Consider the following 25,141-nt stretch of genomic DNA (forward strand, 5'->3'; position numbering starts at 1 on the left):
CCTTCGGAGGCGCAGGTGCAGGCGGCGTCAGTCGAGATCGTTCGCGCGCCGGATGACGTCGACGATGTCGTCCATGATCTGCGTCATCCCGTAGTCCTTCGGCGTGTACACCGCGGCCACACCGGCCTCGCGCAGCCGGCGTGCGTCCGACTCGGGGATGATGCCGCCGACGACGACCGGTACGTCACCGACGCCGGCCGCGCGGAGCTGCTCGAGCACATCCGGCACGAGCTCCATGTGCGACCCGGAGAGGATCGAGAGCCCGATGCAGTCGACGTCCTCGTCCACCGCGGCGGCGACGATCTGGGACGGCGTCAGCCGGATCCCCTGGTAGACGACCTCGAAACCGGCGTCACGCGCGCGCACGGCGATCTGCTCGGCCCCGTTGGAGTGCCCGTCGAGCCCGGGCTTGCCGACCAGCAGGCGAAGACGTCCGCCGAGCTCCTGGCCCGTCGCCCGCACGCGCTCGCGCACGGCCGTGAGCTCGGATCCGCCCTCGCTCATGCCCACCACTCCCGTCACTCCGGTCGGTGCACGGAACTCACCGAAGACCTCCCGCAGAGCACCGGCCCACTCACCCGTCGTCACTCCGGCACGCGCGCAGACCAGCGTCGCGTCCATGAGGTTGGCGTCGGTCTTGGCGTCGGCACGGAGCCGCTCGAGAGCCTCGGCGACCTCCGACTCGTCGCGCTGGCCACGCCACGCGGCGACGCGCTCGATCGCGCTCGCCTCGGCGAGCGGGTCAGCGGTCTGGATCGCCGCGTCGAGGTCGGCCGTCAGCGGCGACTCCTCGGTCTCCTTCCAGGCGTTGACCCCCACCACGAGCTGGTCGCCGGCCTCGATCTTGGCGCGCCTCGCCGCGTGCGAGGCGACCAGCGCCTGCTTCATGTAGCCCGACTCGACCGCCGCCACCGCGCCGCCCATGGCCTGGACGCGATCGATCTCCTCCTTGGCGCCAGCGACCAGCTCGGCGACCTTCGCCTCGATCACGTGACTGCCCTCGAAGATGTCGTCGTACTCGAGGAGGTCGGACTCGTAGGCGAGCACCTGCTGGAGTCGCAGCGACCACTGCTGGTCCCACGGGCGCGGGAGACCGAGGGCCTCGTTCCACGCAGGGAGCTGGATCGCGCGCGCACGGGCGTCCTTGCTCAGGCTCACCCCGAGCATCTCCAGCACGATGCGCTGCACGTTGTTCTCGGGCTGCGCCTCGGTGAGCCCGAGGGAGTTGACCTGGACGCCGTAGCGGAACCGGCGCATCTTCGGGTCCTGCACGCCGTACCGCTCGCGGGTGATCTCGTCCCACAGCCGGCCGAAGGCGCGCATCTTGCACGTCTCCTCGACGAACCGCACCCCGGCGTTGACGAAGAACGAGATCCGACCGACGACCTTCTCGAACTCCTCCGGTGGCACCTGACCGGCGTCGCGGACGGCATCCAGCACGGCGATCGCGGTCGACAGGGCGTACGCGAGCTCCTGCACCGGGGTAGCGCCGGCCTCCTGCAGGTGGTAGCTGCAGATGTTGAGCGGGTTCCACCTCGGCATGGTGACGACCGTGTAGGCGATCATGTCGGTCGTCAGCCGGATCGACGCCTCCGGCGGGAAGACGTACGTCCCGCGCGACAGGTACTCCTTGATGATGTCGTTCTGCGTGGTCCCGGCGAGCTGCCCGACCCACTCCTGCGGGTCTTCGCCGGCGTCGTGCGCCTGCTCCTCGGCGACGACCTGATACATCGCGAGGAGCCACATCGCCGTCGCGTTGATCGTCATCGAGGTGTTCATCGTCTTCAACGGGATCCCGTCGAAGAGACGGCGCATCTCGCCGAGGTCGGGGATCGGCACGCCGACCTTGCCCACCTCTCCCCGGCTCAGCTCGTGGTCGGGGTCGTAGCCCGTCTGGGTCGGGAGGTCGAAGGCGACCGACAAACCGGTCTGCCCCTTGGCGAGGTTGCGTCGATAGAGCGCGTTGGAGTCCGTCGCCGAGGAGTGTCCGGCGTACGTGCGCATCACCCAGGGGCGATCACGGTGGGTCGAGTCGGCCATGCGGCTTAGGTTAGTTCCTCGTGACCGACGAGTAACACCCACGTGAGCGGAGTCACGTGGGTCACATCCTCCGCCAAGAGGTGCACACTGAAGACATGACCAACAGCGGCTCGGTGGTGGACTATCTCTTCGTCCCGCTGTTCACTCTGCTCGCCATCGGCGGCCTGGCGCTGATCCTGAGGTGGGCGCACTCGCCCGGCAAGCGCATCCGCCTCCCCTCGTACGGGATGCTCGTGCCCGTGGCACGCTGCAAGGACCAGCATGGCGCCGACGTCACGGCGCAACGGCTGCGCGCCCGTGGCGTCCGCGCGAACGTCGCCCACGACGAGATACGGGGCTGGCTGGTGCTCGCCTGGAAGACCCAGGCCGACGTAGCCCGGGCCTGGATCGCGGAGGGTCAGCGTCCCCAGCGCCCGTGACCCCCTCTTTCGCTCGCGGGTCGCCCTCTGGAGGCCGCGGGTCACCCTCTTTCGCTCGCGGGTCACGGCGCCGACATAGGGTGTCGCCATGGTCAACCTCACCCGCATCTACACCCGCACCGGCGATGACGGGACGACACGGCTCGTCGACATGAGCAAGACCTCCAAGCTCGACCTGCGCCTGATCGCGTACGCCGACACCGACGAGCTCAACAGCCAGCTGGGCTTCGCTCGCTCGCTCGGGACGCTCGACGACGACGTCGACGCGGTGCTCGCGCGGGTGCAGAACGATCTGTTCGACGTCGGCGCGGACCTCGGTGCCCCGGTGGTCGAGAATCCGGAGTACCCGCAGCTTCGGGTCGAGCCGGACTACGTGGACCGGCTGGAGGGCTGGTGCGACCACTACAACGAGCAGATCGAGTCGCTCCGCTCCTTCATTCTCCCCGGGGGCACCCCGGCGGCGTCGGTCCTCCATATCGCCCGTACGGTGTGCCGCCGCTCCGAGCGCAGCGCCTGGGCGGCGATCGGGGAGCACGGCGAGACGATGAACGTCCTTACCGCGAAGTACCTCAACCGGCTGTCGGACCTGTTGTTCATCCTCGCCCGCTACGCCAACCGCGAGGCCGGCGACGTGCTCTGGGTGCCCGGCGGCGAGCGCTGACCGACCCGCGGACGCCAGAGAGTGACCCGCGGACGCCAGAGAGTGACCCGCGAGCGGCAGGAAGTGACCCGCGGTCAGATGACGTTGTTGACCTCGCGCCCGGGGGGCGAGGACTCGAGCCACGCGAGCAGCCCGGTCAGGGCCTGCGGGCTCAGTGCGAGCTGGATCGGGACGCCCCCGTCGAGCATGCACTCGACGATCGTGTTGCCGGCGTGCAGCGCGTAGGTCTCCGAGCCCACCGGCCGGCGGCGGCGCTCGACCTCCACGTGCCCGCGCTCGAAGCGCAGGACCGGGCGTGGTGAGAACGAGAACGTCCGGAACCACTCGAGATAGCTGTCGTTGTAGCGGCCGATCCCGAGGGTCCAGCCACGCGGGTCGCCCTCGTCACGAGTGGACTCCGGACGACGGTTGACGCTCAGGTCGAAGGTGCTGCCACCGCGGGCCAGCACCCGACGCCGTCCGGCGAGCGCCAGCACGGCCAGGACCGCCAGGCCCAGAAGCACGCCGAGGGAGTCGAGCACCCACAACCAGACCGGCATGTGTGCCCTCCTCCCTCGGCGACTACGTCAGGATTCTTCGGACGACCTCAGGACGCCATCTCGACCGCACGGATGCGGGCTTCGAGACGACGGACTTCTTCAGCGGCCTCGTCGTCGTCCACGCCTGCGGACTTGATCCGGGAGAGGTCGTTCTTGGCCCGCTCGAGGTCGATGTCGTGCGACATCACCGCGCTCTCGGCCAGGATCGACACCCGGTCCATGGCGACCGAGAGGAAGCCGGCGTCGACAGCCGCGACCCAGGTCTCCTTGTCCTCGGTGTCGATCTCGACGACGCCGTCGGCCAGCAACGACATCACCGGGGCATGCCCGGGGAGGATGCCGATGTCACCGTCGAGCGTGCGTGCGAGCAGCGACGTCGCCTCGCCCGACCACAGCAGCCGGTCGGCGCTGACGAGCTCGACGTGCAGTGTGCCTGCCATCAGAGGACTCCTTCTCTACGAACGTGCCGGGTCAGGAGCTCTTCTGGATCTCGGCCCACTTCTTCTCGACGTCTTCGAGACCGCCGCACATGAAGAAGGCCTGCTCGGCCACGTGGTCGTACTCGCCGTCCGCGATGCGCTTGAACGCGTCCACGCTCTCGTCGAGCGGGACGGTCGAGCCCTCGATGCCGGTGAACTGCTTCGCCACGTAGGTGTTCTGCGAGAGGAAGCGCTGGATGCGACGGGCGCGCGACACGACCGTCTTGTCCTCCTCCGACAGCTCGTCGACACCGAGGATCGCGATGATGTCCTGGAGCTCCTTGTTGCGCTGCAGGATCTGCTTGACCCGGGTCGCGACCTGGTAGTGCTCGGCCGAGATGTAGCGCGGGTCGAGGATGCGCGACGTCGACGTCAGCGGATCGACGGCCGGGTAGATGCCCTGCGAGGCGATCTCACGGCTCAGCTCGGTCGTGGCGTCGAGGTGCGCGAACGTCGTTGCCGGCGCCGGGTCGGTGTAGTCGTCGGCCGGCACGTAGATCGCCTGCATCGAGGTGATCGAGTGACCACGCGTCGAGGTGATGCGCTCCTGGAGGACGCCCATCTCGTCGGCCAGCGTCGGCTGGTAGCCCACGGCGGACGGCATGCGACCGAGCAGGGTCGAAACCTCCGAGCCCGCCTGGGTGAACCGGAAGATGTTGTCGATGAAGAGGAGCACGTCCTGCTTCTGGACGTCGCGGAAGTACTCCGCCATCGTCAGCGCCGACAGGGCGACGCGCAGACGCGCGCCCGGCGGCTCGTCCATCTGGCCGAAGACCAGCGCGGTCTGGCCGAGAACGCCCGACTCGTCCATCTCGGCGATGAGGTCGTTGCCCTCACGCGTGCGCTCACCGACACCGGCGAACACCGAGACACCACCGTGGTCACGGGCGACACGGGCGATCATCTCCTGGATGAGGACCGTCTTGCCGACGCCTGCACCACCGAAGAGGCCGATCTTGCCGCCGAGCACGTACGGCGTCAGCAGGTCGATGACCTTGATGCCCGTCTGGAACATCTCCGTCTTGGGCTCGAGCGAGTCGAACGACGGCGCCTTGCGGTGGATGCCCCACCGCTCCTTGATGTCGAGCACCTCGCCCTCGCTGAGGTTGAGGCACTCGCCGATCGTGTTGAACACGTGGCCGAGGGTCACGTCGCCGACGGGGACCGAGATCGGCTCGCCGGTGTCGCGCACCTCCGCACCACGGGTCAGGCCGTCGGTCGGCTGCATGGAGATCGCACGCACCATGCCGTCACCGATGTGCTGGGCGACCTCGAGGGTGAGCGGGCGACCCTCGGCGTCGAGCGCGGTGTGGACGTGCAGCGCGTTGTACATCTCGGGCATCTGGTCGGTGGGGAACTCGACGTCGATGACCGGGCCGATGACGCGGGCGATACGGCCCGTCGTCGTGGTCTCGTTGACAGTGGCAGTCATGGTTTCACTCACTCCCGGCGGTCGCGTCGGCGAGGGCATTCGCACCACCGACGATCTCACTGATTTCCTGGGTAATCCCGGCCTGACGGGCCTGGTTGGCTGTACGGGTGTACTTCTGGATCAGGTCTTCGGCGTTGTCGGTCGCGTTCTTCATCGCCTGCTGGCGTGCCGCGAGCTCCGACGCCGCTGCCTGGAGGAAGCAGAAGTAGAGCCGGTGGTTGACGTACTTGGGCAAGAGCCCGTCGAGGACCTCCGAGGCCGACGGCTCGAACTCGTAGAGCGGGTAGACCTCGCCCTCTGCGGGCGGCTCCTCCCCCTCGACGACCTCCAGCGGCAGCAGCCGGATGACCTCGGGGGTCTGGCTGATCATCGAACGGAAACGGGTGAAGACCACGTGCAGCTCGTCGACCTCGCGCTCCGGGTCACCCGTCTCGGGATCCTCCGGGTCGATGAGGAACGCCGAGGTGAGCACGTCTCCGACCTCGCGCGCGTCAGCGTACGAGGGGTGGTCGGAGAACCCGGTCCACGACTGCACGACCGGGCGCTGCCGGAAGCGGAAGTAGGCCTCGGCCTTGCGGCCGGTGACGTACATGTCCACGTCCTTGCCCTCGGCGTGGAGCTTCTCGACGAGACGCTCCGACTCCTTGAGCACGGCCGACGAGTAGGAACCGGCGAGCCCGCGGTCGCTGGCGATGACCAGGACCGCGGCCCGCTTGGGCTCCGGGTTCTCGGTGAGCAGCTTGTGATCGACGGCACCGAAGGTCGCGAGGGCGGACACCGCGCGCGTGAGCTCACGGGCGTACGGCGTCGCCGCCGCAGCCTGCTGCTGCGCCTTGACGATGCGCGACGCCGCGATGAGCTCCATGGCGCGCGTGATCTTCTTCATCGACTGCGTCGACTTGATCTTCGCGCGGTACTCGCGCAGTGAGGTGGCCATGAGAGGTCAGCCTCGCTTCTGCGTGACGATCTGCTCCTGCGCGACGTCCTCGTCGGCGAGAGCCTCGTGCTCTTCCTTGCCCGGCTTGATCGAGCCCCCGGTGCTGGTCTCGAACTGGTCGGCGAACGTGTCGTACGCCGAGTCGAGCGAGCCCGCGGTGTCGTCGTCGAACTTGCCCGACTCACGGATCGTGTCCAGGATGCCCGGCTCGCTGCGTCGCAGGTAGTCGAGGAACTCGGACTCGAAGCGCTGGACGTCCTCGACCGGGACGCGGTCGAGCTTGCCGGTCGTGCCCGCCCACAGCGAGACGACCTGGTCCTCGGCCGGGAACGGCTCGTACTGGCCCTGCCGGAACAGCGCCATCAGCCGCTCGCCGCGCGCCAGCTGCTGCTTCGAGGCGGCGTCGAGGTCGGAGGCGAACATCGCGAACGCCTCCATCGCGCGGTACTGCGCGAGCTCGACCTTGATCGAGCCGGTGACGGCCTTCATCGACTTCAGCATCGCCGCGCTGCCGACCCGCGACACCGAGATGCCGACGTCGACGGCGGGACGCTGGTTGGAGTTGAAGAGGTCCGACTGCAGGAAGATCTGGCCGTCGGTGATCGAGATGACGTTGGTCGGGATGTAGGCCGACACGTCGTTGGCCTTCGTCTCGACGATCGGCAGGCCGGTCATCGACCCCGCACCGAGCTCGTCCGAGAGCTTCGCGCAGCGCTCGAGCAGCCGGCTGTGGAGGTAGAAGACGTCACCCGGGTATGCCTCGCGGCCCGGCGGGCGGCGGAGCAGCAGCGACACGGCGCGGTAGGCCTCGGCCTGCTTGGAGAGGTCGTCGAAGATGATGAGGACGTGCTTGCCCTCGTACATCCACTGCTGGCCGATGGCCGAGCCGGTGTAGGGGGCGAGGTACTTGAAGCCGGCCGAGTCCGACGCGGGAGCCGCGACGATCGACGTGTACTCCAGGGCGCCGGCCTCCTCGAGCGCGGAGCGCACCGAGGCGATCGTCGAGCCCTTCTGGCCGATGGCGACGTAGATGCAGCGGACCTGCTTGGTCGGGTCGCCGGTCTCCCAGAACTGCTTCTGGTTGATGATCGTGTCGATCGCGATCGCGGTCTTGCCGGTCTGGCGGTCGCCGATGATCAGCTGACGCTGGCCGCGGCCGATCGGGGTCATCGAGTCGATGGCCTTGATGCCGGTCATCAGCGGCTCGTGGACGCTCTTGCGCTCGACCACCGACGGTGCCTGGAGCTCAAGGGCACGACGTGCGGAGGTCTCCACCTCGCCGAGGCCGTCGATCGGGTTGCCGAGCGGGTCGACGACGCGCCCGAGGTAGCCGTCACCGACCGGGACGGAGAGGACCTGACCGGTCCGCTTGACCTTCTGCCCCTCCTCGATGCCGGAGAACTCGCCGAGGATGACGACACCGATCTGGCGCACGTCGAGGTTCAGGGCGAGGCCGAGCGTGCCGTCCTCGAACTCGAGCAGCTCGTTGGCCATCGTCGACGGCAGGCCCTCGACACGGGCGATGCCGTCCATCGCCTCAGCGACGGTGCCGATCTCCTCGGTCGTCGCCTGGGGCTTGTAGTCGCTGACGAACTGCTGGAGCGCGTCGCGAATGTCGTCGGGACGGATCGTGAGCTCCGCCATGTCAGTGCCTGCCTTCTTCTCGATCGTGCTGGGGAAGTTCTCGGGAGGGGTGTGTGGGGGCCATCGTCAGCCGACGAGAGCCCGTCGCGCGTCGGCGAGCCGCGTCTGGATCGTGGAGTCGATCCGCTCACCCGCGATCTCGACGGACAGGCCGCCGATCACCGACGGGTCCACGGTGACGTCCACGTGTACGTCTCGACCGTACTTGCGGGCCAAGGCTCCAGCCAAACGCTGCTTCTCGTCGGCGTCCAGCGCGTACGCGGTGACGACACGGGCCTGGAGCCGACCCTCGCGGGAGATGGCGTCCTCGGCGAAGGCGACCAGGGTCTCCTCGTAGCCGTGCTTGCGCATCGCCACGGCCTGGCGGGCCAGGGCCAGCGACACGTCGTCGACCTGCCCGTCGAGCAGGCGCGCGACGATGTCGCGACGGCCCTCGACCGAGGCCGCCCGGTCGTTGAGCGTCCGACGCAGCTGCGGGTCGTCGATGACCACCCGCGAGAACGCGAACAGGGTGTCCGCGACCGTGTCGAGCGTGCCCCGCTGGTCGGCCGTGGACAGCACCGCCTGGACACCTGCCAGCTCGAGGGCGTCGGCGAGGTCGCGGGCGCGGCTCCACCGACCGCGCACGGCGGCGACGGCCACGTCCAGCGCCCCCGTACCGATCTTGTCGGCGAACAGCGTCCGGACCAGGCCGGCCTTGGCGTCCGACTCCGTCGCCGGGTCCGACAGCACCCGGCGCAGGACCGGGTTGGTGTCGAGCGCGGCGACCACCGCGAACACCTCGGCACCGACGGTGACGCCCTGGGCGCCGTCGGCGGTCGACCCGCCCACGGTCTCGAGGACCTGGGCGAGCGAGGTTGCCGAGACGCCGCGCATCAGTTCGCCGATCCGTTCGACGAGCCGTCGAGGTCGGCGACGAAGCGCTCGACGGTGCGCCGCTGACGCGCCTCGTCCTCGAGCGACTCACCGACGATCCGCGACGCCAGCTCGGTCGAGAGCTGACCGACCTCACGGCGCAGCGACTGCACCGCCTGGGCGCGCTCGGCCTCGATCTGCTGGTGCGCCGAGGTGACGATGCGCTGGGACTCCTCCTGAGCCTGGGTGCGCATCTCGGCGATGATCTGCGCTCCCTGCTCGCGCGCCTCCTCGCGGATGCGGGCGGCCTCGTGGCGTGCCTCGGAGAGCTGGGCGTTGTACTTCTCCAGCGCTGCCTTGGCCTCGTCCTGCGCCTGCGCGGCCTCCTTCATGCCGCCTTCGATGGCGGCCGTGCGCTCGGCGTACGCCTTCTCGAAGTTGGGCACGACGAACTTCTTGATCAGGAAGACCAGGATCAAGAAGACGACGACGCCGAGAATGATCTCGTCGACGTGCGGGACGAGCGGGTTGAGCCCTTCCGCCGCAAGGATGGTGCTACTCATGAGCTGACCTCGTCATCAGGGATGGTCGGTGGAACGCCGTGGCGTCCGTCAGTTAAGGACGAAGGCGAGCGCGATGCCGATGATGGCGAGCGCTTCGGCGAGCGCGAAGCCGAGGATCGCGATGGTCTGGAGGCGCGACTGCGCCTCGGGCTGACGGGCGACGCCGTTGATGTACGCGGCGAAGATGAGGCCGATGCCGACGCCCGGGCCAATCGCAGCCAGGCCGTAGCCGATCATGTTGAGGGAGCCGCTCACGGCTGTTCCTTTCGTCGTGACGCTGGTTTGCGTCGCTGTGGTGAACCCATCGGGGGGTTCGCTACGGGTTCGGTATGAAGTTGTCGGTCAGGTGGTGGATCAGTGCTCGTCGGCGAGCGCGCCGCCGATGTACTGAGCCGTCAGGAGGGTGAAGACGTACGCCTGGAGGAACATCACCAAGGCCTCGAGGAAGCTCACCGCGATCGCCAGGAGCCAGGCGATGACGCCCACCGGGGCGTACAGGATGTTGCCCGACTCGAAGACCAGGTAGCTGCCGCCGAGGGTGAACAGGATGAGCAGCAGGTGGCCGGCGAACATGTTGGCGAAGAGTCGCAGCGCGAGCGTGACCGGCCGCACCAGGATGTTCGACATGAACTCCAGCGGCACGATCAGCAGCAGGATCGGACCGCCGACGCCGCCCGGCACGGCCTGCAGCTTGAAGTAGCCGGCGAACCCGTGCTTGGCGATGCCGACACCGTTGTAGAGGATCCAGGTCAGCGCGGCGAGCGCGTAGGCGTAGCCCGAGTGCGAGAACGTCGGGAACTGCAGCAGCGGGATGAGGCCGTAGTAGTTGTTGACCAGGATGATGAAGAACAGCGCCGTGAGGTACGGGACGAACTTCATGAAGTCGGCGGAGCCGATCGAGTCGCGCGCGATGCTGTTGCGCACGAAGTTGTAGGCGTACTCGCCGGCGAACTGCATCCGGCCCGGCACGACGGCGGCGCGGCGGGAGGCCGCGTAGAAGAGACCGAAGATGAGCACGCCCGACAGGACGTACAGGACCATCGGCTTCGTGACGTCGCCGAAGATCGGCGGCAGCTGGAAGTCAGCGGGGCCGGGCGGGTGGAACTCGGCGAGGACGGTCCGTCCGGGGGTGGTCACTCGATCACCTCATCTAGGGCGCGGGCGCACCGTGTGTCCACGGGCGTTACGGGTACGGCGGGCAGCGCGGCTGGGAACGTCCCGGGGGTCAGGACCTGTCCTGGAGCGCTGCGAACACGGTGTAGATCCCGAGCGCCGCCCCGAGGACGATGCCGATCACCACCATGAACGAGGTCCCCCACCAGAGGTCTAGCAGGTAGCCGAGGGCTCCGTAGACCAAGACTCCACCGCCGATCCGCCCGACAGCGACCCAAGGGTCGCGCGAGAAGGAGGGGGACGGTGAAGAGTCGCTCATTGCCAGGCACAAGGTAGCACGCCGACGTCATCGCTCCTCCCCCAGGTCGTAGAGAGGAGTGCGGCTCGATGTCGCAGCCACGACCTCGAGCCCGGTGACCACAAGGGTGCACACGATGACGGTGACGCCGAGGGCCTGGGCGTCGACGGGGTCACCCAGCAGCCCCGAGCTCGAGAGCGCCAGGGCGGCGGCCAGGAGGACGAGGATCTTGGTGCCGTAGAGCATGAGCGCGACGAGCATCGTCCCGCCGGTCGCGGGCCGGGTCAGCGGGCGCAGCACCGCGAACGTGGCGCCGAAGAAGGACAGGACGACCACGGCGCCGATCAGTGCGCCGAGGGCGCCTGGTCCACCCGACACCGCCGCACCCACCGCGACGCATGCGATCCCCGCGGCGAGCGCAGCCCCACCGAGCACGCGGGTCAGGCGTGCGGTGTGGCGATCGGATCGCTGGGTGGTCGTCATGGGGCGGCCGTCCAAACGTGACTGGGTGGTGTTTGTGAAAAATAGCACAAGGGGTCTTTCACGCCAAAATCAGACGCCCCATCAGAGTCTCACGCGCTGCGAGGCCGCCCTGCGCGGGGTAGCCAGAACACCGCCAGCGCTGTGATGACGACCATGACGGCCACCCCCGCCACCGCGCGCCATCCCCCGATCAGGCCGAGTGCCACGGCACCGAAGGCCACGACCCCCGAGATCATGTACATGACCAGCACCGCCCGGCGGTGCGAGTGGCCGATCTCCAGCAACCGGTGGTGCATGTGCAGCTTGTCGGGCGCGAACGGCGAGCGCCCGGCACGGGTACGGCGCACGACCGCCATCAGCATGTCCACGAACGGGACGAGCAGCACCGCGAAGGGAAGCAGCAGCGGCAGCAGGGCGGGGAAGAGGGACGCCTGGGCGCCGCCGAGGCCTTGGATCGCCTCGGCAGCCGAGAACCGGCCGGACAAGGAGATGGCCGAGCATGCGAGCACGAAGCCGAGGAGCATCGCTCCGGCGTCGCCGATGAACATCCGTGCAGGGTTGAAGTTGTGCGGCAGGATCCCCGCGCAGACGCCGGCGAGAGCGGCGCACAGCATCGCCGCGGCGATCGCGTTCGTCTGCCGGTTCTCGGAGACGAGGACGAAGGCGAAGATGAAGAACGACACCGCTCCGATGCCGGCGACGCCTGCGGCCAGACCGTCGAGCCCGTCGACGAAGTTCACCGCGTTGACGCAGATGACGATCGTCAGGACGGAGAACAAGATCGACTGGAGCGGATCGATCGCCCACGTGGTTCCCGGGAGCGGGAGATAGACGAGCTGCACGCCCATCGACACCGTGATGACCGCGGCGAGGACCTGTCCGGCGAACTTCGTGAGCGCGTCCAGCTCGTACATGTCGTCGATCACGCCGACGACCGTGATGACCGTCGCCCCGACCATCACTGCGCCCGCGTCCGAGAGCACGGCGTCCTCTGAGCGCGACAGGAACGGCATCTGCGACGCCACCAGGTAGGCCGCGAGCAGGCCGAGCAGCATCGCGATCCCGCCGAAGTACGGGATGGGGATGGCGTGCACGTCGCGGTCGCGCACCCGCGCGTAGGCCCCGACCTTCATCGCACTCTCGCGCGCCAGGACGGCCAGGACATAGGTCACCGCGACGGCGACGAGGAAGACGACGAGATACTCGCGCACGGGTCAGCCGACCTCGACCCCGAGCTCGACGATCTGCTCGACCGTGATCGCGCCGGAGCGCACGACTCTCGGGAGGTCGCCCGTGCAGTCGACGATCGTCGAGGGCACGCCGCTGCCCGCAGGCCCGCCGTCCAGATAGACCGCGACACTCTCGCCGAGCTGCTCCTCGGCCTCCTCGACCGTGGTGGCTGCGGGACGCCCGGTGAGGTTGGCGCTCGACACGGCGAGCGGCCCCGTACGGCGCAGCAGCGCCAGGGCGTTCTCGTCCGCGGGCATGCGGATCGCCACGGTCCCTCGTGTCTCGCCGAGGTCCCACACCAGCGACTCCTGCTGGCGGCAGATCAGGGTCAGCGGCCCGGGCCAGAACGCCTCGGCCAGCGTGTGCACGTACGGCTCCATCCGTGACGCCAGCGCGTCGAGCGTGGTGGTGGAGGCGACGAGGACCGGGGGCGGCATGTGCCGGCCGCGTCCCTTGGCGGCCAGCAGTGCTGCGACCCCCTCGGGCTCGAAGGCGTCCGCGGCGATCCCGTAGACCGTGTCGGTCGGCATCACGACCAGGGCGTTGTCGCGGATCGCCGCCCGGGCAGCCTCCAGCCCGGCGTCACGCTGGTCGTCGTCGAGGCAGGAGAACCGTTCGCTCACAGGGCCATCGTGCCAGCACCGGTCCTGGACCCGCCGTACCCCTGCTGGTTGGGGCGGCAACAGGGCGGGAGGTCCCTACCGACGAGCGCGGCGCGCGGTGACGAACCGCGGCCTCCCGGCCAGGTCGGCGCGATCGCGGACCTCTTCGAAGGCACCGTGCGCGACGAAGACGGCGGGCGCGGAGGCCCCCTGAACGTCGGCGTGCTCGGCGCCGACCCAGCCGCCGTGGCGCAGCAGCCGAGCCGCCGTCGCGGCGACGTCACGCATCGCGTCGAGCCCGTCCTCCCCCGACCACAGCGCCAGGTCGGGATCGTGGTCACGGGCCTCGACGGCGACCGACTCCCACGCCGTGAGAGGGATGTACGGCGGGTTGGCCAGGACGAGGTCGACGGTCCCGTCGAGGTCGGGGAACGCCTCCGCGAGGTCACCGTGGCGAAGGTCGACGCCGAGGCCGGCCAGGTTGTTCTCGGCGTAGGCAAAGGCCGCGTCGCCCAGCTCGACGGCGTGGACGCGGGTGTGCGGCCGCTCGGAGGCGACGGCACCGGCGATCGCACCGGATCCCGTCCCGAGGTCGACGACCACGGGGTGCTCGACCTCGAACGAGTCGAGGACCGACAGGCCCCACTCGACCAGCGACTCGGTCTCGGGGCGGGGCACGAAGACCCCCGGGCCTACGGCCAGGTCGCGGTAGCGGAAGGCGGCCGAGCCCGTCAGGTGCTGCAGCGGCTCTCGGGCCGCACGGCGGACGACCAGCTCCTCGTACGCCGTCGCCTGTGCGTCGTCGATGCCGTCCACGAGCAGCAGACCCGACCGCCCCGTCCCGAGCACGTGGGCGAGGAGCAGCTCGGCGTCGTTGCGCGGCGAGGCGACCCCCGCCTCGGCGAGCCGACGGGCGGCGTCGGCCAGTGCCGTACGGACCTGGGTCACGCCGAGCTCTCGACGGCGGCGAGCCGCGCGGCGAGGTCGGCATCGACGCAGGCCTCCACGACGTCGTCGAGCGCGCCGTCCATCACCTGGTCGAGGTTGTAGGCCTTGAAGCCCACGCGGTGGTCGGAGATGCGGTTCTCGGGGAAGTTGTAGGTCCGGATCCGCTCGGAGCGGTCGACCGTGCGGACCTGTGAACGGCGGGCGTCCGAGGCCTCGGCGTCGGCGGCGTCCTGAGCGGCCTGCAGCAGCCGCGAGCGGAGGATCCGCAGCGCCTGCTCCTTGTTCTGGAGCTGGCTCTTCTCGTTCTGGCAGCTCACCACGATGCCGGTGGGAAGGTGGGTGATCCGGACGGCGGAGTCGGTCGTGTTCACGCTCTGCCCGCCCGGCCCCGACGACCGGAAGACGTCGATCCGGAGGTCGTTCTCGTTGACGTCGACATCGACGGACTCGGCCTCGGGGAGGACGAGCACGCCGGCGGCGGAGGTGTGGACGCGGCCTTGCGACTCTGTCACGGGCACGCGCTGGACCCGGTGGACGCCGCCCTCGAACTTGAGCTTCGCGTACGGCGCCTCCCCCGGCTCGGGCCTTCCCTTGGCCTTCACGCCGACCGTCACCGACTTGTAGCCGCCGAGGTCGGAGGCGTTCTCGTCGATCAGCTCGGTCTTCCAGCCGCGGCTCTCCGCCCAGCGCAGGTACATCCGGAGCAGGTCGCCGGCGAACAGCGCGGACTCCTCGCCACCCTCGCCCGCCTTGATCTCGAGGATCGCGTCCTTGGAGTCGGCGGGGTCCCGCGGGACCAGGAGGCGCTGCAGCCGCTCAGCGAGGTCGTGCTCGCGGCTCGCGAGGGACGCCACCTCGGAGGCGAAGTCGGGGTCCTCGTCGGCGAGCTCACGCGCGGCCTGGACGTCGTCCACCGTCTGCTGCCAGTCGTGGTAGGTCCGGACGATGCTCGTGAGCTCGGCATAGCGCTGGCCGAGCCGCTTGGCGCGCGCAGGGTCGGAGTGGACGGCGGGATCGGCCATCTGCGTCTCGAGGTCGGCGTGCTCGCGCACGAGCGACTCCACGGCGTCGAACCGGTTGCTCATCGGTCTCCTCCCTCCCTGCGTAACGGGTCCTGACATGACAACGGCGCCGGCGCACGCGAGGTGCGTGGCCGGCGCCGCGACGGGGTTACTTCTTGCCGTAGCGCTTCTCGAAGCGGGCGACGCGGCCGCCGGTGTCGAGGATGCGCTGCTTGCCCGTGTAGAACGGGTGGCAGGCAGAGCAGGTCTCGACGCGCATGACGCCCTCGGTCGAGGTGCTGCGGGTCGTGAACGTGTTGCCGCAGGTGCAGGAGACCTCGGTCGCGACGTACTTGGGGTGGATGTCGTGCTTCATGTGTCTTCCTCTCGTCAGCCGCTGGGTCGTCCCGCTGGTCGGGCCGTGAACCAGAGCCGTAGGCATTGTGCCACCGTCGCTCGGTGAAACACGAATCGTCGGGGTTGCATTCCCTGGTCAGGCCGCGATCATCGAGCCCGCCAGGAGGATCACCGAGAGCGCCATGAGCCCCACCGCGACGGTGAGGTAGACCGCGGTCTCGGAGATCGGCACACCCTTGTTGGCCTCGGTCAGCGCGAACAGCACCGAGGCCCCGGCGAGTGCGTTGAGCAGCACCACCGTGACCACCAGAGGGTTCACCGCAGGAGCTTCTCGATGTCGTCGGCGAGGTCCTCGGGCTTGGTGGTGGGCGCATAGCGGTCCACCACGTTGCCCTCGGGGTCGATGAGGAACTTGGTGAAGTTCCACTTGATCCGGTCACCGAGGACGCCCGACTTCTGGTCGCGCAACCACTGGTAGAGCGGGTGCGCCTCCGGCCCGTTGACGTCGACCTTGGCGAACATGGGGAAGGTCACGTCGTAGGTCAGGGAGCAGAACTCCTTGATCTCGGCCTCGTCGCCCGGCTCCTGGTTGCGGAACTGGTCGCACGGGAAGCCGAGCACCACGAGGCCCTCGTCCTGGTACTCCCGGTACAGCTTCTCAAGCCCCTCGTACTGCGGGGTGAAGCCGCACTTGCTCGCCGTGTTGACGACGAGGACCGCCTTACCCCGGAACTCGTCGAGATCCCGCTCCGTGCCGTCGATGTCGACGGCGCGGAAGTCGTAGACGCTGCTCATCAGTCGTCGTCCCCATTGCCCCGGCGTCCGGTGGCGGGGGTGCTCTGGTTGATCTGCATGAGGAACTCGACGTTGCTCTTGGTCGTCTTGAGCTTCTCGATCATGAGCTCCAGGGCCTGCTGACCGTCCAGGCCCGACAGCACGCGACGCAGCTTCCAGATGATGGACAGCTCCTCGCGGCTCATCAGGAGCTCCTCGCGCCGGGTGCCGGAGGACTCCACGTCGATCGCCGGGAAGATCCGCTTGTCGGCGAACTCGCGGCGGAGACGCAGCTCCATGTTGCCGGTGCCCTTGAACTCCTCGAAGATCACCTCGTCCATCCGCGAGCCGGTCTCGACCAGCGCGGTGGCGAGGATGGTCAGCGACCCGCCGTCCTCGATGTTGCGAGCGGCGCCGAAGAACCGCTTCGGCGGGTAGAGCGCCGACGAGTCGACGCCACCGGAGAGGATGCGCCCGCTCGCCGGGGCGGCAAGGTTGTAGGCACGTCCGAGGCGCGTGATGCCGTCGAGCAGGACGACCACGTCGTGCCCGAGCTCGACGAGACGCTTGGCGCGCTCGATCGCCAGCTCGGCGACCGTCGTGTGGTCGGTGGCCGGCCGGTCGAAGGTCGACGCGATGACCTCGCCCTTGACGGTGCGCTGGAAGTCGGTGACCTCCTCCGGGCGCTCGTCGACGAGGACGACCATCAGGTGGCACTCGGGGTTGTTGGTCGTGATCGCGTTGGCGATCTGCTGCATCACCATCGTCTTGCCGGCCTTGGGGGGCGACACGATCAGTCCACGCTGGCCCTTGCCGATGGGCGACACGATGTCGATGATGCGGCCCGCGAGCTGGGTCGGCTCGGTCTCCAGGCGGAGCCGCTCCGAGGCGTAGAGCGGGGTGAGCTTGGAGAACTCGACCCGCTGCTTGGCCTCCTCGATCGTCATGCCGTTGACCGACTCGATCTTGACCAGGGGGTTGAACTTCTCCTTGCGCTCGCCCTCACGGGGCTGGCGCACCTGACCCACGATCGCGTCGCCCTTGCGCAGGCCCCACTTGCGGACCATCGACAGCGAGACGTAGACGTCGTTCTCGCCGGGCAGGTAGCCGCTGGTGCGCACGAACGCGTAGTTGTCGAGCACGTCGAGGATGCCGGCAGCGGGGATGAGGACATCGTCGTCGCCCACCATTGGCTCGGACTCGCGCCCGGTCCGCTCACTGCGGTCACCCCGGTCGCCCCGGTCGCCCCGGTCGCTGCGGTCGCCCCGGTCGCTGCGGTCGCGATCACGGTTGCGGTTGCGGTTGCGGTTGCGGTTTCGGCGGCGTCCGCCGCCCTCGCCGTCGCGGTCGTTGCCGCGGTCGGCGTCACCGCGGTCGCGACTCTCGGTCTTGTCGGCGCGCTGGGCGTCGGCAGCATTCTGGTCGCCGCTGCGGTCGTCGCGGGACTTCTCCGCGCGCTCTTCCCGAGGCTTCTCCTCGCGGGGCTTGTCGCCGCCGCGGTCGCCCCGGTTCTCACGGGGCTTGTCGCCGCCGCGGTCGCCCCGGTCCTCGCGGGCCTTGTCGCCGCCGCGGTCGCCCCGGTCCTCGCGGGGCTTGTCGCCGCCGCGGTCCTCGCGGGCCTTGTCGCCGCGGGCGTCCCGCTTGTCGCCGCGGGCCTGCTGGCCACGATCCTCACGCGTCTCCGCGCGAGGGGCACTCTCGGTCGTCGCGGCGGCCGCCTCGGGCGTCGTCGCCTCGGGAGCGCTCGTACGCGCCGGCGCCGCGGTGGTCGAGCCGCCCTGTGCAGACTGGATGGCTTCGATCAGCGCGCCCTTGCGCATCTTGCCGACCCCCTTGATGCCGAGGCCGGAGGCGATCTGCTGCAGCTCCGGGAGAACCATGGCGTTGAGGCCGGTCCCCCGTCGACGGGAGGTCTTCGCCACGGGCTCGGCTGCGGGCTCGCCGGCGCCACCGAGCAGGGTGGGTGTTTCGGTCACGTGAGGTCCTTCCCACGTCAGGCGGCACTCGGGCGCCGCTCGTTGTGAGCGGTCCGTACGAGGTAGCGGACCGCCAGGCCCGACCCCGTGAACCGGAGGCGGACAAGCATGTGCGGTTCCCACGCGGTCCTGGAACTTCTGAACATCGACGGACGTCAGGAGGATGCGGGGAGAGATGGGGTCGAGGAGGTGCGAGCGAGTCGTACCCTCTCGGATCACCCGATGCGACTGTAACACCCCCCACAGTCCACATGTTCCCCTGGTGAACAGATGGTGAGACAGCGCCCTCCGAGGATCGGTCAGGCCCGGCAGGCGCCGCGGGCGGCGATCTCGAGCGGGAGCGCCGCCCAACCCTCGGGCGCGCGTCCGACCAGCGGCGCCGCCTCGTAGATGTCGGTCGCGAAGGCCAGCACGGTCGGGCCGGCGCCGGAGATGATCGCCGGGACGCCGTCAGCCCTCAGCTCCTGCACGAGCGCGTACGACGCGGGCATCGCCGGCGCCCGATAGGCCTGGTGCAGCGCATCCTCGGTCGCGTCGAGCAGCAGCTCGGGCCGCCCGTCGAACGCGGCCACGAGCAGCGCCGCGCGACCGGCGTTGCGGGCGGCGTCGGCGTGCGGGACCTGGTCGGGCAGCAGCCCGCGCGCAACCTCGGTGCTCACCCCGTCCGGGGGCACGAAGGCCACCACGGAGGCCTGCACGTCGAGGCGTACGGCACGTGTCCGGGCACCGTCGTCCCAGGCGATGGTGAGGCCGCCGAGGAGTGCGGCAGCGACGTTGTCCGGGTGACCCTCGATCCGGGTCGCCAGCTGGAGAGCGCTGGCGTCGTCCACCGTCACCGCGCCGGGCGGCGCGATGGTCCCGGGAGCGGTCGCGGTCAACAGCGCGCGCGCCGCGGAGATCCCGCCGACGATCGCCGCGGAGCTCGACCCGAGCCCACGCGCGTGCGGGATGCGGTTGAGGCAGCGCACCCGCAGACCCGGCTGGTCGAGGCCGGCCTCGTCGAAGACGGCGCGCAGGGCGCGGACCACGAGGTGCGACTCGTCACGAGGCACGTCGTCGGCACCCACGCCCTCGACCGTCACCTCGAGCCCTGACCCGTCTACGACCTCGGCCGTGACCTCGTCGTAGAGGCCGAGTCCGAGGCCGAGGGTGTCGTAGCCGGGGCCGAGGTTCGCCGACGAGGCCGGGGTCACCACCGTCACCGGCCCCGAGACGAAGGGGCTCATGCCAGACCGGCGAGCTCGGCCGCCTTGCGGACATCGGCGTCCACGACGTTCTCGGCGATGTCACCGAGATGGGTCAAGGGCGTGTCGATGTCCTTGAGGCCGTTGCCGGTGACGACGACCGCCACCGTGGCGCCGGTCGGCACCTCACCCGCAGCCGTGGCCTTGAGCAGCCCAGCCACGCCGGCGGCCGACGCCGGCTCGACGAACACGCCGTCGTGCCGGGCCAGCTCGCGCTGCGCGTCGAGGATCTCGCGGTCCGACACCGAGGCGATGCGTCCGCCGGACTCCTCGCGCGCGGCGACCGCGAGGTTCCAGGACGCGGGGTTGCCGATCCGGATGGCGCTGGCGACCGTCTCGGGGTCGGGCACCGGAGCACCGAGCACGAGCGGTGCCGCACCCTCGGCCTGGAAGCCCCACATCTGCGGACGACGCGTCGCCACGCCGTCGGCGGCGTACTCGCTGTAGCCCAGCCAGTACGCCGAGATGTTGCCGGCGTTGCCGACCGGCATGACGTGCAGGTCCGGCGCGTCGCCGAGGGCGTCGACCACCTCGAAGGCGCCTGTCTTCTGGCCCTGGATCCGCACCGGGTTGACGGAGTTGACGAGCGCGACGGGATAGCTGTCGGCGAGCCCGCGGGCGATGTCGAGGCAGTCGTCGAAGTTGCCGCGCACCTGCACGACCAGGGAGTCGAACATCAGGGCCTGAGCCATCTTGCCCGCGGCGATCTTGCCCTGTGGGACGAGGACGATGGGGCGCAGGCCGGCGCGGGCGGCGTAGGCAGCCATCGACGCCGACGTGTTGCCGGTCGACGCGCACACGACCGCCTCGGCCCCCTCGGCCGCTGCCACCGTGATCGCGGCCGTCATGCCACGGTCCTTGAACGAGCCCGTGGGGTTGCTCCCCTCGACCTTCAGGTGGACGTCGCAGCCCGTGATCTCAGAGAGCCAGCCCGAGTGGACCAGGGGCGTGCCACCCTCCCCCAGCGTCACCGCCGGCGTGTCCCCGACGACGGGCAGACGGTCGCGGTACTCGTCGATCACGCCGCGCCACAGGCGGGCACCGTGCTGCTCGGTCACAGTCCTTCTCCTTCGACCCGCATCACCGACGACACGTCACGGACCATCGGCAGGTCACGGAGCTGTCGTACCGTGCGCGAGAGCGCGGCGTCGGTCGCGGTGTGGGTGATGACGACGAGCTGGGCGTCGTCGCCGTGGCCTTCCTGCTGGACGGCCGAGATCGAGACCTCGTTCTCCGCGAACGCCAGGGCGACCGAGGCGAGCACGCCTGCCTTGTCGTCGACGTCGAGGGCGATGTGGTAGCGGGTCAGGGCGTCGCCGATGCCGAGGACGCGGCGACGGGCGTGGGTCCGCTCGGGCGGGCCGGTCACCCCGAGCAGCCGGTTGCGGGCCACGGCCACGACGTCGCCGAGGACGGCGCTCGCCGTCGGGGACCCCCCTGCGCCGGGACCGTAGAACATCAGCTGTCCGGCGGACTCGCTCTCCACGAAGACCGCGTTGTAGGCCCCGCGCACGCTGGCGAGAGGGTGGTCCTTGGGGATCATCACGGGGTGGACTCGGGCGGAGACCGCCTGACCGTCCGAGCTCTGGTCGCAGATCGCCAACAGCTTGACGACGCAGCCCATGTCGTCGGCCGAGGCGATCTCTGCCGCGGTGACGCTGCTGATGCCCTCGCGGTGGACGTCGTCGATGGTCACCCGGGTGTGGAACGCGAGGCTCGCCAAGATGGCTGCCTTCGCGGCGGCGTCGAAGCCCTCGACGTCGGCGGTCGGGTCGGCCTCGGCGAACCCGAGACGCTGGGCCTCCGCGAGCGCCTCGTCGAAGCTCTGGCCGGTGCTCGTCATCGCGTCGAGGATGAAGTTGGTGGTCCCGTTGACGATGCCCAGGACACGACGCACGTGGTCGCCGGTCAACGACTCGCGCAGCGGCCGGACGATCGGGATCGCTCCGGCGACGGCCGCCTCGTACGACAGGTCGCGACCGGCGGCATCGGCCGTGGCGAAGAGCGTGGTGCTGTCCTCGGCGAGGAGCGCCTTGTTGCCCGTGACCACCGATGCTCCATGCTCGAGCGCCGCCAGCACCAGCGACCGGGCAGGCTCGATGCCCCCGATCAGCTCGATCACCACGTCGACGTCCCCGCGCGTGACCAGCGACATCGCGTCGGTGGTCAGGAGAGCAGGGTCGAAGACGGTCTCGCGGTCGCTGCGCGCGCTGTTGACGGCGACGCCGACCAGCTCGAGGCGGGCACCGACACGCTGGGCCAGCTCGTCGGCGTCACGGGTGAGCAGGCGAGCCACCTCGCTGCCGACGGCGCCGTGCCCGAGCAGCGCCACGCGCAGGGTGCGAGGTTGATCAGGGTGGGAGGTCACAGGGCCAGCCTAGTCGTGGAGGCGGGCGCCGGACGCCGGTGTCCGGCGCATGAGCGACAGGCAGGTCAGCCGACGTCGAGGCGCAGCAGGTCGTCCTCGGTCTCCCGGCGCACGATCAGCCGAGCCGCCCCGTCCTTGACCGCGACCACCGCGGGGCGTGGGACGTGGTTGTAGTTGGAGGCCAGCGAGCGGCAGTACGCGCCGGTGCCAGGCACCGCGATCAGGTCGCCCGGGGCCACGTCGGACGGCATGAACTCGTCCTTGACCAGGATGTCTCCGGACTCGCAGTGCTTGCCGACGACACGACTGAGCACCGGCGTGGCCGTGGAGGCACGGGAGGCGAGCGTGCACGAGTAGTCGGCGTCGTACAAAGCGGTGCGCATGTTGTCGCTCATCCCGCCGTCGACGGCGACGTAGCGTCGCATCGCTCCGCCGTCGAGCGCCACCTCCTTGGTGGTGCCCACCTCGTACAGCGTGAACGTGGAGGGTCCGGAGATCGCGCGACCCGGCTCGACGGACAGTCGCGGGACGGCGACGCCCAGCCCGCGGCACTCCCGCTCGACGATCTCGCGCATGCCGTCGGCGAGCTGCTGCGGGGTGGAGGGGTCGTCCTGGGTCGTGTACGCGATGCCGTAGCCGCCGCCGAGGTCGAGCTCGGGGGCGACGTAGCCCAGGTCGGCGCAGATCCGGGCGTGCAGGGCCAGCACCCGGTGCGCCGCAACCTCGAAGCCCGCGGTGTCGAAGATCTGCGACCCGATGTGCGAGTGCAGCCCGAGCAGCTCCAGCGACGGCCGCTCGAGCACCTGCCGCACCGCTTCGAAGGCGTCGCCCTCGGTGATGGAGAGGCCGAACTTCTGGTCCTCGTGCGCGGTGGCGATGTATTCGTGGGTGTGTGCCTCGACGCCGGCGGTCACCCGCACCATCACCCGCGCCGTCACCCCCAGCTCGGCAGCGACCGTCGCGACGCGTTCCACCTCGAGGAGCGAGTCGACGATGATCCTGCCCACCCCGGCCTCGAGCGACCGGCGGATCTCACTGATGCTCTTGTTGTTGCCGTGCAGGCCGAGGTTCTCCGGGGGTACACCGGCACGCAGCGCGACGGCGAGCTCGCCCCCGGTGCACACGTCCATCCGCAGGCCCTCCTCGGTGATCCACCGCGCGATCGCGGTCGAGAGGAAGGCCTTCGCGGCGTAGTAGACGTCCCACCCGGCGAACGCCTCGCGGAAGGCGCGCGCGCGTCCGCGGAGATCGTCCTCGTCGACGACGTAGAGGGGCGTCCCGAACTCCGCGGCCAGCTCGGTCGCGCCGACGCCGGCGACGGCCAGCTCGCCGTCCTCGCGCCGCTCGACATGGTCGGACCACAGGTGCCGCACCAGCTCGTTGGTGTCGTCGGGCTCGCGCAGCCATGCCGGACCCCGGCTCCCGGCCTGCCCGTGCAGCGCACCGGCCTCGTGCGAACGCACCGGATCACATCCGCTCGGGAGCGGAGACGCCGAGCAGCTCCAGCCCGTTGGCCAGGACCGTGCGGGTGGCGTCGATGAGGACCAGGCGTGCCGTGTGGACGGGCTGCACGTCCTCGTCGCCCTGCGGAAGGACGCGGCACACGTCGTAGAACTTGTGGAACGCCGCCGCTGTGTCCTCCAGGTAGCGCGCGACGCGGTGCGGCTCGCGCAGCTCCGCGGCGCGGGCCACGACCCGGGGGAACTCCGCCAGCGCGCGCAGGAGGTCGCCCTCGCGCTCGGTCGAGAGGTACGACAGGTCGGCGGCGTCGGGCGCCGGGACGATCCCGAGGTCGGCGCCGTTGCGCAGGATGCTGGAGAGGCGCGCGTGCGCGTACTGGACGTAGTAGACCGGGTTGTCCGGGCTCTGCCGCGTCATCTCGGCCACGTCGACCGTCAGCGGGGAGTCGACCGGGTGCCGTACGAGCGTGTAGCGCAACGGGTCCACACCGACCATGTCGATCAGCTCCGAGAGCGTGACGAGCGTGCCCGCCCGCTTCGACAGCTTGAGCTCCACCCCGTCGGAGAGGATCTTGACGAGCTGGCCGATGAGCACCTGGAGGTTGTAGCCCGGCTCGTCCCCGGCGCACGCCGCCATGGCCTGGAGCCGTCCGACATAGCCGTGGTGGTCGGCTCCCAGGAGATAGAGGCACTGCTCGAAGCCACGGGCCCGCTTGTCGAGGTAGTAGGCCGTGTCGGACGCGAAGTAGGTCTGCTCCCCGTTGGAGCGGATCAGGACCCGGTCCTTGTCATCACCGAAGTCGGTCGTCCGCATCCAGGTGGCACCGTCGGCCTCGTACAGATGGCCCTCCTCGGCGATGACCTCCAGCGCCCGGTCGACGGCGCCGGACGCGACGAGCGAACGCTCGGAGAACCAGGAGTCGAACACGGTCCGGAAGGTGGCGAGGTCGGCCTTCTGGTGGGCGAGCTGGAGCTCGTAGCCGTTCTCGCGGAACGCGGCGAGCTGCTCGTCGGCGGGCAGGTCGAGGATCCCCGGGACCGCGGCGACGACCTCCGCGGCGAGGTCGACGACGTAGCCACCGTGGTAGCCGTCCTCCGGGACCTCGTCGCCGTTGGCCACCGCCATCAGCGAGGCCGCGAACTTGTCCATCTGGGTGCCGCGGTCGTTGACGTAGAACTCGGTCGAGACCTGGGCCCCGGCCGCGCTGACGACCCGGGCGATCGCGTCACCGACGACGGCCCAGCGGGTGTGGCCGAGGTGCAGCGGACCCGTGGGGTTGGCCGAGATGAACTCGAGGTTGACCCGTCGGCCGCCCAGCGTGTCCGTGATGCCGTACGCGCTGCCGGCACGGACGATGTCGCCGGCGAGGGAGCCTTGAGCCCCCGTGTCGACGCGGACGTTGAGGAACCCAGGCCCGGCGACCTCGACGGAACCCACTCCCGGGGCCTTCGCGAGCTGCTCCGCGAGCGCGGCAGCCAGGTCCCGCGGCGCCATCTGGGCCTGCTTGCCGAGCCGCATCGCGACGTTGGTCGAGTAGTCGCCGTGGTCCTTGACCTTGGGTCGCTCGACGACCACCGACGCGGGAACCTCGGGCAGGGAGACCGTCCCCGACGCCACCAGGGCGTTGAGGGCGTCGACGATCGCATCGGAGAGCTGTTCGGGAGTCACCTACGAATCGTATCGAGGCCCGTCAACGCAGGCGCCGCAGTCTCACTCG

27 protein-coding genes are annotated in these 25,141 nt (G+C 69.8%); 2 read left to right on the forward strand and 25 right to left on the reverse strand.

All coding sequences use genetic code 11. The features are described 5' to 3' along the window. Positions 1-27: 27 nt before the first annotated feature. Positions 28-2,040, reverse strand: coding sequence for a protein meaA (locus KV097_RS11595; protein WP_220365942.1), 2,013 nt, complete (start codon positions 2,038-2,040; stop codon positions 28-30). 95 nt (positions 2,041-2,135) lie between these two features. On the opposite strand from KV097_RS11595, the gene KV097_RS11600 reads away from it, so the two are divergent. Both KV097_RS11600 and KV097_RS11605 read left to right on the forward strand, forming a co-directional pair. Continuing rightward, positions 2,136-2,459, forward strand: coding sequence for a hypothetical protein (locus tag KV097_RS11600; protein ID WP_220344069.1), 324 nt, complete (start codon positions 2,136-2,138; stop codon positions 2,457-2,459). An 88-nt stretch (positions 2,460-2,547) separates the two neighbouring features. Then, positions 2,548-3,120 (forward strand): cob(I)yrinic acid a,c-diamide adenosyltransferase, encoded by a 573-nt coding sequence (locus KV097_RS11605; RefSeq protein WP_220344068.1) that lies wholly within the window; start codon positions 2,548-2,550, stop codon positions 3,118-3,120. A gap of 74 nt (positions 3,121-3,194) precedes the next feature. Here KV097_RS11605 and KV097_RS11610 read toward each other — a convergent pair whose 3' ends face one another. The 24 genes from KV097_RS11610 to argS all read right to left on the reverse strand — a co-directional run bounded on the left by KV097_RS11610 (position 3,195) and on the right by argS (position 25,092). Beyond that, positions 3,195-3,659, reverse strand: coding sequence for a DUF2550 domain-containing protein (locus KV097_RS11610; protein ID WP_220344067.1), 465 nt, complete (start codon positions 3,657-3,659; stop codon positions 3,195-3,197). Positions 3,660-3,706: 47 nt separating this feature from the next. Beyond that, positions 3,707-4,099 (reverse strand): F0F1 ATP synthase subunit epsilon, encoded by a 393-nt coding sequence (locus KV097_RS11615; RefSeq protein ID WP_220344066.1) that lies wholly within the window; start codon positions 4,097-4,099, stop codon positions 3,707-3,709. A 31-nt stretch (positions 4,100-4,130) separates the two neighbouring features. After that, positions 4,131-5,570 (reverse strand): F0F1 ATP synthase subunit beta, encoded by a 1,440-nt coding sequence (gene atpD / locus KV097_RS11620; protein WP_220344065.1) that lies wholly within the window; start codon positions 5,568-5,570, stop codon positions 4,131-4,133. A gap of 4 nt (positions 5,571-5,574) precedes the next feature. Beyond that, entirely contained in the window at positions 5,575-6,507 is a 933-nt protein-coding gene (locus KV097_RS11625; RefSeq protein WP_220344064.1) for a F0F1 ATP synthase subunit gamma, read from the reverse strand. 6 nt (positions 6,508-6,513) lie between these two features. Continuing rightward, complete coding sequence (gene atpA / locus KV097_RS11630) at positions 6,514-8,151, reverse strand: F0F1 ATP synthase subunit alpha (protein WP_220344063.1); 1,638 nt, start codon at positions 8,149-8,151, stop codon at positions 6,514-6,516. Between the two features lie 66 nt (positions 8,152-8,217). After that, the gene (locus KV097_RS11635; protein WP_220365943.1) at positions 8,218-9,027 is read right to left on the reverse strand and encodes a F0F1 ATP synthase subunit delta; all 810 of its coding nucleotides are present in this window, start codon (positions 9,025-9,027) and stop codon (positions 8,218-8,220) included. Further along, positions 9,027-9,569: a F0F1 ATP synthase subunit B gene (locus tag KV097_RS11640; RefSeq protein WP_220344061.1), complete on the reverse strand. Its 543-nt coding sequence runs from the start codon at positions 9,567-9,569 to the stop codon at positions 9,027-9,029. Before KV097_RS11640 ends, KV097_RS11635 begins: the two co-directional genes overlap by 1 nt. Before the next feature lie 48 nt (positions 9,570-9,617). Beyond that, positions 9,618-9,806 (reverse strand): ATP synthase F0 subunit C, encoded by a 189-nt coding sequence (gene atpE, locus KV097_RS11645; RefSeq protein WP_220346617.1) that lies wholly within the window; start codon positions 9,804-9,806, stop codon positions 9,618-9,620. A gap of 117 nt (positions 9,807-9,923) precedes the next feature. Continuing rightward, the gene (gene atpB, locus KV097_RS11650; protein ID WP_301021693.1) at positions 9,924-10,706 is read right to left on the reverse strand and encodes a F0F1 ATP synthase subunit A; all 783 of its coding nucleotides are present in this window, start codon (positions 10,704-10,706) and stop codon (positions 9,924-9,926) included. A gap of 88 nt (positions 10,707-10,794) precedes the next feature. Beyond that, the gene (locus KV097_RS11655) at positions 10,795-11,001 is read right to left on the reverse strand and encodes an AtpZ/AtpI family protein (RefSeq protein ID WP_220344060.1); all 207 of its coding nucleotides are present in this window, start codon (positions 10,999-11,001) and stop codon (positions 10,795-10,797) included. A gap of 27 nt (positions 11,002-11,028) precedes the next feature. Further along, positions 11,029-11,463, reverse strand: a complete 435-nt coding sequence (locus tag KV097_RS11660; protein WP_220346499.1) for a hypothetical protein — start codon at positions 11,461-11,463, stop codon at positions 11,029-11,031. Between the two features lie 89 nt (positions 11,464-11,552). Then, entirely contained in the window at positions 11,553-12,674 is a 1,122-nt protein-coding gene (locus KV097_RS11665) for an MraY family glycosyltransferase (RefSeq protein WP_220365944.1), read from the reverse strand. A gap of 3 nt (positions 12,675-12,677) precedes the next feature. Further along, a complete protein-coding gene (locus tag KV097_RS11670) occupies positions 12,678-13,316 on the reverse strand; it encodes an L-threonylcarbamoyladenylate synthase (RefSeq protein WP_220344057.1) in 639 nt (212 codons plus the stop codon). A 75-nt stretch (positions 13,317-13,391) separates the two neighbouring features. Then, positions 13,392-14,243: a peptide chain release factor N(5)-glutamine methyltransferase gene (gene prmC, locus KV097_RS11675; RefSeq protein WP_220344056.1), complete on the reverse strand. Its 852-nt coding sequence runs from the start codon at positions 14,241-14,243 to the stop codon at positions 13,392-13,394. Further along, a complete protein-coding gene (gene prfA / locus KV097_RS11680) occupies positions 14,240-15,328 on the reverse strand; it encodes a peptide chain release factor 1 (protein WP_220344055.1) in 1,089 nt (362 codons plus the stop codon). Before prfA ends, prmC begins: the two co-directional genes overlap by 4 nt. An 85-nt stretch (positions 15,329-15,413) precedes the next feature. After that, positions 15,414-15,620, reverse strand: coding sequence for a 50S ribosomal protein L31 (gene rpmE / locus KV097_RS11685; protein ID WP_220344054.1), 207 nt, complete (start codon positions 15,618-15,620; stop codon positions 15,414-15,416). 117 nt (positions 15,621-15,737) lie between these two features. Beyond that, positions 15,738-15,920 (reverse strand): hypothetical protein, encoded by a 183-nt coding sequence (locus KV097_RS11690; protein ID WP_220344053.1) that lies wholly within the window; start codon positions 15,918-15,920, stop codon positions 15,738-15,740. Continuing rightward, a complete protein-coding gene (locus KV097_RS11695; protein ID WP_220344052.1) occupies positions 15,917-16,396 on the reverse strand; it encodes a glutathione peroxidase in 480 nt (159 codons plus the stop codon). Before KV097_RS11695 ends, KV097_RS11690 begins: the two co-directional genes overlap by 4 nt. Beyond that, a complete protein-coding gene (gene rho / locus KV097_RS11700; protein ID WP_220366028.1) occupies positions 16,396-18,255 on the reverse strand; it encodes a transcription termination factor Rho in 1,860 nt (619 codons plus the stop codon). The genes KV097_RS11695 and rho overlap by 1 nt, the downstream gene beginning before the upstream one ends. Before the next feature lie 395 nt (positions 18,256-18,650). Next, a complete protein-coding gene (thrB, locus tag KV097_RS11705; protein WP_220346495.1) occupies positions 18,651-19,577 on the reverse strand; it encodes a homoserine kinase in 927 nt (308 codons plus the stop codon). Further along, on the reverse strand, positions 19,574-20,653 hold the full coding sequence (gene thrC / locus KV097_RS11710; RefSeq protein WP_220346494.1) for a threonine synthase: 1,080 nt from the start codon (positions 20,651-20,653) through the stop codon (positions 19,574-19,576). Before thrC ends, thrB begins: the two co-directional genes overlap by 4 nt. Further along, positions 20,650-21,963: a homoserine dehydrogenase gene (locus KV097_RS11715; RefSeq protein WP_220346493.1), complete on the reverse strand. Its 1,314-nt coding sequence runs from the start codon at positions 21,961-21,963 to the stop codon at positions 20,650-20,652. Before KV097_RS11715 ends, thrC begins: the two co-directional genes overlap by 4 nt. Before the next feature lie 65 nt (positions 21,964-22,028). Next, positions 22,029-23,426, reverse strand: coding sequence for a diaminopimelate decarboxylase (lysA, locus tag KV097_RS11720; protein WP_220365945.1), 1,398 nt, complete (start codon positions 23,424-23,426; stop codon positions 22,029-22,031). A 4-nt stretch (positions 23,427-23,430) separates the two neighbouring features. Next, positions 23,431-25,092 carry an arginine--tRNA ligase gene (argS, locus tag KV097_RS11725; RefSeq protein WP_220346491.1) on the reverse strand — a complete coding sequence of 554 codons (1,662 nt, stop codon included), beginning with the start codon at positions 25,090-25,092 and terminating at the stop codon, positions 23,431-23,433. Positions 25,093-25,141 lie beyond the last annotated feature (49 nt).

This window comes from Mumia sp. zg.B17, assembly GCF_019550915.1.
In the GTDB taxonomy this organism is placed as follows: domain Bacteria; phylum Actinomycetota; class Actinomycetes; order Propionibacteriales; family Nocardioidaceae; genus Mumia.